Here is a 9,725-nt window from a genome sequence, read left to right as displayed (position 1 = left end):
GACACCAACCCAACGCCCTTACCCTGGCGGTTGCGACTGCTCTGGGCACCTTGGCTGCGTTACCCGCTCAAGCCATTCTGGTCACTGGCAACACGACAACTTTTGCCGGCACGGCCAGCGTGACCGATGCGTGTGGCCCGGTCAACGCGACAGCCTGCCTGACCGGTCCAACCAGCGCAGCGCCGCAGACCCTGGCCTCGCCCAGCCTGAACCAATTCGCGTCCAGCACCGGTGTGTTGATCGGAACCACGATCACCCTCGGCTCGACGCGGACACAGACCATCTCTGGCAGTCTTGCCAATGGGATAGCGACTACCACCAAGGTAGAGGGGAAAAAGACCTTCAATGTGCCGGGCAGCAGCACCACCGGTACTGGCAGCAGCAACGCCCAGCTTGCTGCGCCTGGCGTGAGCCAAAGTTTGGGGACAATTACCAGGACCGGTAGTGCGACGGTCCCGATAAGTTCATCGACCGCGTCGTTTGGACCGAGTTCTGCGGGAACCGCGACCAACACCAGTGTCGTCGTCGGTGATAGTGACCTCAACAGCTATGTCGGTGGCGGTACTGTCACGGTTAATCTGACCGCTCCGACGGTGTTGCGGGCCGATTCGACCTTTACAAACGGCACTAAGAATAAGACCAGGTCCAGCGCCACCTATAAATTGGACTGGTCCGGCAAACTTAGTGTGGAGTATCAGTACCTGCTACACGCGGCGCCTTCTTTCGACAGCAGCTCCGAGCTTCTGAGTCTGGACCTGGATTTCGGTACCTTGTTCCTGGACGAGGACGCGGTTGCCCAAAATTTCAGCATCTTCAACCTGTTCGCAACGGATCGCATCGGACTCGACCTGGATAGCTTTACCCCAGCCGGGGATTCGGCGGCATTCACCACCAATCTGGCGACTTTTCTGGCCTTGGCGGCGGGTGGTGGTAACAGCTTTTATTTCGACTTCGTCACTTCCGCTATTGGCGATTTTTCTGCCAGCTATAGCTTCGTCTTTTCGGACGCAGATCTGGGCGCGGCGTCCAGCAGGTTCAGCTATGGCCCAGGGTTCGTTATCAATCTGAGGGGTAGTGTGAGGGAGAGAGTGGATACCGGTGGCGACTCGCCGTCGGCTCCGGTTCCGGTGCCTGGTGTGCTCGCGCTGCTTGTTAGTGGTTTGCTTGGTTTGCGCATCAGCTGGCGAAGAGGTCGCTGACGATTCGGGCATCTTAAAAAGGCGGCTATCGGCCGCCTTTTTGTTTTCTACGCCTCAATCTGCGCTTTGTCTGGCAATGTATTGCAGGACTTCGCTGAAATCGGGCGAGCGGCCGGTGCTGGGTTTTTGTTGCAAAGCTTGAGGTCGGTGGCGCTAATATCCGCAAGCGCGCTGATGCCATTCAGTCCACTCATGGCCTGAGCGCCGGTAGATCCATTATCGTCACCGCAGGCGGGCTCTCGCAGCCACTGACCTCGACCAGCGTGGTTTGCGAGATGGGTGCCTGGGCCAGCGCCGAGCTGCCGATGTCCAGTGTCAGCACGTTGGGGTTGCCGTGCTTGCACAGGCTGTCCGGGTTGCCCGGTTCGGCCGGGTCGTACCAGGCGCCGGTGGCAATCTGCACCACTCCCTGGCGGATCAGGTCGGTGACATGCAAGCCGGCCAGGCAGGTGCCGCGCAGGCTTTCTACCCGGACTACTTGCCCTTGCCTGAGATTGCGCCGAGCGGCGTCCTCCGGATGCATCCACAACGGCTCGCGGCCGGCGATTTTGCTCGCCTGGCTCACTCGGCCCATGTCGAGCTGGCTGTGCAAGCGCGTACGCGGCTGGTTGGTGACCAGATGCAGGGGATAGGTTGCCGCCAGCGGGCTGCCCAGCCACTCGGCCGGTTCCAGCCAGGTGGGGTGCGGCGGGCAGTCGGCGTAGGCAAAGCCGGCGATGGTTTCCGAATACAACTCGATGCGCCCGGATGGCGTGCCCAGGCGGTGCGCGTCCGGGTCGGCGCGAAAGCCGGCCAGCATGACGTGCGGTTCGGGATTGGGCGGCACTTCCACGTACCCATCACGCCAGAACGTGTCGAAGTCCGGTAGCTTCACCTGCATACGCGCTGCGCCGGTGCGGGCCTCTTCGTAGACATGTCGGATCCACGCCCTGGCGTCGCGACCATCCGTGAAGGCTGCGCCTACACCGCTGCGCTCGGCCAGCGCCGAGAAGATGTCGAACTCAGGGCGCGACTGGCCGATCGGCGCGATGGCGGCGCGGTTGGCGGCGATATAGCGGTCGCTGAGCAGCGTGGCGCTGGACAGATCGTCGCGTTCCAGCGCCGTGGTACACGGCAGCACGATGTCGGCGTGGCGGGCGATCGGCGTCCACCAGGCGTCGTTGACCACTACCGTATCCGGCCGTTGCCAGCCGCGCAGCAGCTTGCCCAGGTCCTGGTGGTGATGAAACGGGTTGCCACCCACCCAGTAGATGAGGCGCGTGTCCGGGTAGGTGATCGTTTCGCCGTTGAACGGGCACTCGCCGCCGGGGTTCAGCAGCATGTCCGAGATGCGCGCGACCGGGATGTAGGCCCCAGTGGGGTTGCGCCCAGCCGGTAGCTTGGGCACGGGAAAGTGCCGCCTCGGCACGCCAGCGCCGCCGGTGCCGTAGCCACAGCCAAAGCCGCCGCCGGGCAAGCCGATTTGCCCCAGCATCGCAGCCAGCATCACCAGCGCCCAGTAGGCCTGCTCGCCGTGGTGCTGGCGCTGTACGGACAACGAGCAGTTGATCAGCGTGCGCTTGGCGACCATGCGCCTGGCGAGTGTGCGGATTTCGTGCGCCCGCACCTCGGTGATGGCCGCCGCCCAGTCGGCGTCCTTGGCCTGGCCGTCGCTGGCGCCGGTCAGGTACGGCAGGAACTTGTCGAAACCTTCACAGTAGCGGGCGACAAAGTCGTTATCCCACAGTTTCTCCACATACAGCGTGTGGGCCAGGCCCAGCATGAGGGCAGTGTCCGTATTCGGTCGCGCGGCCAGCCATTGGGCGTTCAAATCCCCGGCCATGTCGTCGCGCAGCGGACCGATGTAGACGCATTCCACCCCACGCCGGGCCAGCTGCGCCAAATACATGGGGGTTTCGTGCACCGCCGCGCCGCCCAGGTCCGCCTGCGAATTTTTGGGCGGTAGCCCGCCGAACGCCACCAGCAGCTCGGTGTGTTGCACGATCGAGCGCCAGTCGGTGGGCATGACGATGGATTCGAGGCCGCCGACCACGTACGGCAGGATGTAAAAGGCCGCGCCGGCGCTGTAGTTGCCAACGCCGTCGGTGAACCCGCCTAGCAGGTTCAGATATCGATGTAGCAGTTGACGGGCGTTATGCACGGTCGACGCACTGCCCCAGCCGTAGGAGCCGGCGTAGATGCTCCGGTTACCGTGTTCGGTGCGCACCCGCTCGATTTCGTCAGCCACCAGGCCTAGCGCGCGATCCCAGGAAACGGGTACGAAGGCCTCGCCGCCGCGTCGTCCCGGTCCGGGGCCGTGCGTGAGCCAGCCCTCGCGCACCATCGGCTGGGTGATACGCAACGGGCTGTGCACGGCGTCCACGAGCGATGCGCCGAAGGCAACCGGATGGAGGTCGGCCGCGAAGGGGCGCATGCCGACCACGCGCCCGTTCTCCACTTCGGGGTGAAACAGTCCCCAGTGGGTAAATGCCTGTGGCGGCAAGCCAACGTTCATGAGCACGGCCTGCTCCGAAAGAGGGGGCATAACACCCTACAGCCGGGTCACCACCTCGTCGAGCCGCCGTCTTGGCGTCGGGGCCGGCAACTCCGCGGGATAGCCCACGCTGATAACGGCGACCGGGTCCAGGTGCGGCGCCAATTCCAGCTGGGCGCAGACCTGATCGCGGTCGAAGCGGCCGATCCAGGCCGAGGCCAAGCCCGCCGCCACCGCCGCCAATTGGGCGAAAGCGGCGGCGATGGTGGCGTCCTGGGTGGCAAAAAGATCGCAGCCGCGGGCGCCGAAGCGTTCTCTTGGGCGCTCGCGATCGGCACAGAACACCAGCGCCAGCGGCGCTTCGGTTATGAAGGTCTGGTCGGGAGCGGCGTCCTGCAGGCGCCTGCGCGCGGCGGGCGTGGTCAGCACGTAGACATGATAGGACTGAAGATCGCCGGCCGATGGGGCGGTCGATACCGCTTCCAGAATGGCGTGCAGTTTTTCCGGCTCCACCGGCATGTCGGTCTGGTAGCGGCGTACCGAGTGGCGGTGACGAACGGTTTGGAAAAAGTCCCACATAGTGGCTTGCTCCTCGCCGTGACGGGCGGTGTTACTGCAGCACGGCCAGCTTGCCGGCGCGCTCGGTGGCCGGGTGGCTGGGGTAATTCAGGTTCAGCACGCGCAGGGCGTCGCCGGCCTGGGAGTTCAGGCCAAGGATACGGTACGCGGTGACCATCAGTTCAAGGGCTTCGGGTGTGAATTGGCTGCGCGGATAGGTTTCGACAACGTGGCGAGCGCGGTTGGCAACCGCAAGATAGGCGCCACGTGTCATGTAATAGCGCGCCACAAGGATGTCCTGCTCGGCCATCTGGTTGCGCAGATACACCATGCGTTGACGGGCATCGGGGGCGTAGCGGCTGTCCGGGAAACTGCGCAGCAACTGGCCGAAATCGTCGAACGCCAGCCGCGCGTTACTTACGTCACGGGCGGCGATGTTCTGGGGCAACCACTTCTCCAGGATGGAGACCTCACGCCGAAAGTGCACCAGGCCCTTCAAGTAGTAGGCATACTCGACATTCGGATGCAGCGGATACAGGCGCATAAAGCGGTCGGCTGCCTCGATTGACAACTCGGCATCGCCGTTTTTGTAGTACGAATAGGCGACGTCGATCAGCGCCTGCTGAGCGTAGGCGCCATACGGATAGCGGGCTTCCAGTTTCTCGTACAGATCGATGGCCTCCACGTAGCCACCGTCCAGGGTGGCCTTGCGTGCCTCCTGGTACAGCTTGTCGACCGACCAGCCTTCGGTGCGGTCGTCGCTTTTTTTCGTGGCTGGTTCGCCGCCGCAGGCGGCCACAGTCGCCAGCAGTACAAGACAGCAAAGACGTAGACCGGCACGGAGTGACACAGGCACAGGCGGTTCTCGAGGCGGTGACATTGCTGCGCCCAATTGAGTAATGTGTGAAGGACATACGGGGCAGTCGTGAAAGCGCTCGAACTATATCAAATACCGCCCGAATGGGCTGGCCAAAGGCTTGATCAGGCCTTGGCCCGACTGTTGCCGGATTATTCACGAAGCCGCCTGCAGGAATGGATACGCGCCGGGCTGGTCGCCGTGGATGGGGTCACATTGGCGCCGCGCGCGCGCCTGCGCGGCGGCGAACAAGTTGGTGTGCAGATGCCCGATCTGCGGCCTGCCGAGGTGGCAGCGGCTGAGGCGATCGATCTTGATCTGGTGTACCAGGATGCTGAGCTGTTGGTGGTCAACAAGCCCGCCGGGCTGGTCGTGCATCCGGGCGCGGGAAACCCGGCCGGCACACTGATGAACGCGTTACTGCACTTCGATTCGACGCTACAGGGTGTGCCACGGGCCGGCATTGTGCATCGTCTGGACAAGGACACCAGCGGCTTGCTCCTAGTGGCGCGTTCGCTGCCAGCGCACAAGCGGTTGGTGGAGCAGCTCGCTGCGCGCGAGATTCATCGTGAATACCTCGCCCTGGTGCAGGGTCAGATGATCGCCGGGGGCTCGGTGGACGCGCCGATTGGTCGTCACCGCACTGACCGTACGCGCATGGCGGTCAGTCCCGGTGGACGCGAGGCGGTGACGCACTACCGGGTCGCCCAGCGATTCCGGCAGCACACGCTGCTGCGGGTAATGCTGGAGACCGGTCGTACGCACCAGATTCGCGTGCATCTGGCGAGCATCGGTTTCGCCGTGGTTGGCGACCCGACCTACACCCGCCTGCGCATGCCGGCGGGTGCCAACCGAGAGCTGGCGCAAGCGCTGGCCGGATTTCGGCGCCAGGCGCTGCACGCCGCCTGTTTGCAGCTGGCGCACCCCATCACTGGCCGGCCCTTGGAACTGACAGCGCCACTACCGTCCGATCTGGCAGCCCTGATCGCGGTGATGCACGAGGACATGATCGATGCCGAGGCCTGAATCCGGTTGTTTCAGGCCCGACTGGCCGCTGCCGAGCGGCGTGCGCGCCGCCAGCACCACGCGTCACGGCGGGTTCAGCCAGGGCGCTTATGGCAGCTTCAACCTTGGTGATCACGTCGGTGACGTGTCACAGGCCGTGGTCGCCAATCGGAGCCGTTTGGAGCACGCGCTTGACTTGCCGGCATCGCCGTTATGGCTGGCGCAGCGGCACGGTAATTGTGTCGCTGGAGTTGCTGACCCGGTCGGCGCTCCCGCCGACGCTCGTTACGCCCATGTGCCTGGCCAGGTGTGCGTGGTATTGACCGCCGATTGTTTGCCGCTGCTGTTGTGCAGTGACGATGGCCGCGAGATTGCCGCTGTGCATTGCGGCTGGCGCGGCCTGGTTGCCGGCATAGTCAGCCGCGCCGTGGCGCGCTTCACGGCTCCGCCGATGGCGATCAGCGCCTGGCTTGGTCCGGCCATCGGCCCGGCCGCATTCGAGATCGGAGACGAAGTGCGGCAGGCATTTCTGGCAGTCGACCCAGGCTCGGCTGCCTGCTTCACTCCGGGCACCGGTGGCCGCTGGTTCGGTGACTTGTGCGGTCTGACGCGCCGTTCACTGGCTGCGGTCAATGTCGTCCGGGTGCATGGGGGAGGCCAGTGCACTGTCACGGATCCTGAGCGGTTTTACTCCTATCGGCGTGACGGTGTTTGCGGACGCATGGCCAGCCTGATCTGGCGGGTCGTTTGATTGGATACACTGACCCGATGAAGGCACGTCGACGATTGCTGCTTAGCGTCGGGTTCCTGCTCGGCGGCCTGGTGGCGGCCGCGGCGCTGTTGCCGCGGCTGGTGGACAGCGAAACCCTGCGCAGCATGCTGATCATTGCTGCCCGTTCGCACACTGGCAGGGAATTGACCATTGAGGGCGACATCCGCCTCACGCTGTTGCCGCGCCCGGCGATTGTGCTGCCTCGCCTGAGCCTGGCCGATGCCGCCGGTTTTGATCCCGAGCCTTTTGCCAGCGTAACGGGTGCGCGGGCCACGCTGAAGCTGTGGCCGTTGTTGCGCGGGCGGCTTGCGATCGCGAACGTGAGGGTCGATCAGCCGTTGCTGCGGCTGACCGTGGACCAGAACGGTGCCCGCAATTGGGCTGACTTGCTGCCAGACTCGCCTGAAGTACCGGCGACCGCGCCCGGCGTGGGCAGGGCGCAAGATGGCATCGCCGGCCGGATCGGCGTTGGCGAGGTGTCCGTTCGCGCGGGCGACATCCTGTGGACCGACCATCGCAGCGGGCGCTGGGTGCGGGCCCGCGGGCTCGATTTCACGCTGGGTAACCTTGAACCCAGCGGTCCGATCCCCGTGGCCGCCAGCGCCACCTTGGATATGGGCGATCCGTTACGCAGCGCCCGGTTGGACTTGTCCGCCACGCTACAGCGGGACGGCGATGGCATCTGGCACGGTTCGGGGCTGCGCCTGGAGGCCGAATTGAGTGGTGCGCCGTTGCAGCAGGCGCTAGCGCTGCGTCTGGCCTCGGCGGCCAGTTTCGACCCGGCGCAGAGCCGGCTGCGCTTACGCCAACTGGTGCTTGATGCGGCACCGCTGCAAGTACAGGGCGAACTGACGGTCGCGCGGGCCAAGGATGCGCCGGTTCTGGGTGCGCAGCTCCAACTGGTGCGGCTCGATGCGCGGGCCTTGGCCGCTTACTTTGGGGTGACGCTGGTCACGACGGACCCCGCCGTTTTGAAGCGTGTCGCTGGAGATGTCGAGCTGAGCGCCAGCGCCGTGCAGTTGAAGCTGGCGAAGTTTGCCCTGAGCGTCGATGACAGTCAGTGGCACGGCACCGCATCCCTTACCGACTATGAGGATCCGAAACTGAGCTTTGCACTTGAGGGCGACAGCATCAATGCTGACCGTTATGCGCCGTCGCAAACGGCGGTGACGCCACTCCCGGAGTCGGAGTCGCCACAAGTGGTGCCCGACGATGAGGTGCCGAATTTCCCCGTCGCTGCCTCGCCGGAGGAATTTCTCAAGCGCCTGGCCCAGATACGGGTTGCCGGAACGGTTAATCTGGGCGCGTTGACGGCGCGCGGGGCAAGGCTGGATCGTGTGTTTGTCCAGGTGAGTGGCGGTGCCGGAAGACTGGCGTTGCAGCCGGCCAGGGCGAGCTTTTATGGCGGCGCTCTCGACGCCAGTTTGGGACTCGACGCGCGGGGAGCCGATCCGGTGCTGAACCTAAAGCTGGCTGCCACCGACGTGGCGGCGGGTCCGATGCTGCTGGACATTGCTGGCAAGGACGCAGTTCAAGGCCGGTTTACCTTGGGGATCGAGGGGACAGCCGCCGCTGCCACAGGCGCGGCGTTGCTGCGGAGCCTCAACGGTACGCTGCGCCTCGATGGTAGCGACGGCGTACTCAAGGGCATCAACGCCGACCGCGATATTTGTCAGGCGCGTGTCAAGATTGCCAGTCTGCGTGGCAAGGCTGGCCCCGAATGCGACCTGAGTCCCGACACACGGTTTTCCGTTCTGCGGGTCAGCGGCAAGGTCCGTGCCGGTGTGTGGCACAGCGATGACCTGTTCTTGGAGCAACAACGGCATCAGCCTGGTCAGTTCTATCAGCTGCGAGGCGCCGGCTCGCTGGACTTGCCGACCTCTGAAGTGGATTACCGCTTACGGACCGCGGCACTTCGTCGTGGTGGCGACGGCGAGCCCGATGTCGTCAAGGAAGCACCGGTGCGGCTGCGGGTGACCGGACGGCCAGGCGATTTTAAAGTTCGTCCGCAGCTGGCGGCGGGTGACGAGACCATGCGGCGCTTGCAGGAGAAGCTCGCTCCCAAAGCCGGTGACTCCGAGCGCGAGCAGCGTGGCAAGGCGTTGTTGCGTGGCTTGTTGGGGCGCTGACCCGGTAATCTGCCACCGGTTGATCGGGCGTATGCGCGGCGCGCGCTTGCCGGCCTTTGAAGCCGGTAGCTAGAATGAAGGCCATAAGCGGGTGTAGTTCAATGGTAGAACGGGAGCTTCCCATGCTCTCAGTGAGGGTTCGATTCCCTTCACCCGCTCCACAGTTGGCATTCAAGTCGGTGTTCTGCCCTCGTACTCGTGCAGTTTCGCGCGATCGCGTGTGATCGCCCGCGCCGGGTTTTGAGGTATGGGCGCTGCGCAGATGGCGCGGTGACCCGGCGCTGGTCTGGATTTTCAAAGGACGATTTTCGGCTCCTGGCCCGTGTGGTGCCGTATCGGGAGCTCGTCCACGCTTGTTCTGGGGAGGACATGCCGGATGCGTCGTGGTGCTGGAGGGCCGATGCGACCGGTCAGGTCGTTGACGTCACCGTTGTTGGCCAAGATAATGCACGGCTATTTCCTTGGAGGGGTTCCCGAGCGGTCAAAGGGATCAGACTGTAAATCTGACGGCTCAGCCTTCGGAGGTTCGAATCCTCCCCCCTCCACCATTCGGATCATCCCGTTAGTCGCTCTTCACGACGGCGGTTTTCGGTACCGGTCGCGGGTGTAGTTCAATGGTAGAACTTCAGCCTTCCAAGCTGATAGCGTGGGTTCGATTCCCATCACCCGCTCCATATGTGTCGGGGACGGATGCGCTCACGTAGCTCAGTCGGTAGAGCACTTCCTTGGTAAG

General features: G+C 64.3%; 7 protein-coding genes and 3 tRNA genes. 7 read left to right on the top strand and 3 right to left on the bottom strand.

Annotated elements, in window-relative coordinates:
• The coding region (locus ABZF37_RS12095; RefSeq protein ID WP_372720255.1) for a hypothetical protein at positions 1 to 1,199 on the top strand (1,199 nt) is incomplete at its 5' end.
• 190 nt (positions 1,200 to 1,389) lie between these two features.
• Here ABZF37_RS12095 and ABZF37_RS12090 read toward each other — a convergent pair.
• The 3 genes from ABZF37_RS12090 to ABZF37_RS12080 are packed head-to-tail and all read right to left on the bottom strand — an operon-like array spanning position 1,390 to position 5,086.
• Positions 1,390 to 3,693: a molybdopterin-dependent oxidoreductase gene (locus tag ABZF37_RS12090; RefSeq protein ID WP_372720257.1), complete on the bottom strand. Its 2,304-nt coding sequence runs from the start codon at positions 3,691 to 3,693 to the stop codon at positions 1,390 to 1,392.
• Positions 3,694 to 3,729: 36 nt separating this feature from the next.
• Positions 3,730 to 4,251, bottom strand: a complete 522-nt coding sequence (locus ABZF37_RS12085) for a nitroreductase family protein (RefSeq protein ID WP_372720253.1) — start codon at positions 4,249 to 4,251, stop codon at positions 3,730 to 3,732.
• Between the two features lie 31 nt (positions 4,252 to 4,282).
• On the bottom strand, positions 4,283 to 5,086 hold the full coding sequence (locus ABZF37_RS12080) for an outer membrane protein assembly factor BamD (protein WP_372720251.1): 804 nt from the start codon (positions 5,084 to 5,086) through the stop codon (positions 4,283 to 4,285).
• A gap of 69 nt (positions 5,087 to 5,155) precedes the next feature.
• Between ABZF37_RS12080 and rluD the strand changes: the two genes are divergently transcribed.
• From rluD to ABZF37_RS12050, 6 genes are all read left to right on the top strand, one after another.
• Positions 5,156 to 6,112: a 23S rRNA pseudouridine(1911/1915/1917) synthase RluD gene (gene rluD, locus ABZF37_RS12075; RefSeq protein WP_372720249.1), complete on the top strand. Its 957-nt coding sequence runs from the start codon at positions 5,156 to 5,158 to the stop codon at positions 6,110 to 6,112.
• Positions 6,099 to 6,842 (top strand): peptidoglycan editing factor PgeF, encoded by a 744-nt coding sequence (gene pgeF / locus ABZF37_RS12070; protein ID WP_372720247.1) that lies wholly within the window; start codon positions 6,099 to 6,101, stop codon positions 6,840 to 6,842. The genes rluD and pgeF overlap by 14 nt, the downstream gene beginning before the upstream one ends.
• A 17-nt stretch (positions 6,843 to 6,859) precedes the next feature.
• Entirely contained in the window at positions 6,860 to 8,992 is a 2,133-nt protein-coding gene (locus tag ABZF37_RS12065; protein ID WP_372720245.1) for an AsmA family protein, read from the top strand.
• An 87-nt stretch (positions 8,993 to 9,079) separates the two neighbouring features.
• Positions 9,080 to 9,153, top strand: a tRNA-Gly gene (locus tag ABZF37_RS12060).
• A gap of 302 nt (positions 9,154 to 9,455) precedes the next feature.
• Positions 9,456 to 9,540, top strand: a tRNA-Tyr gene (locus ABZF37_RS12055).
• A gap of 52 nt (positions 9,541 to 9,592) precedes the next feature.
• Positions 9,593 to 9,666: transfer RNA gene (locus tag ABZF37_RS12050), tRNA-Gly, on the top strand.
• Positions 9,667 to 9,725 lie beyond the last annotated feature (59 nt).

The organism is Immundisolibacter sp., assembly GCF_041601295.1.
Classification (GTDB): domain Bacteria; phylum Pseudomonadota; class Gammaproteobacteria; order Immundisolibacterales; family Immundisolibacteraceae; genus Immundisolibacter.
This window is presented reverse-complemented; position numbering and strand designations above follow the sequence as displayed.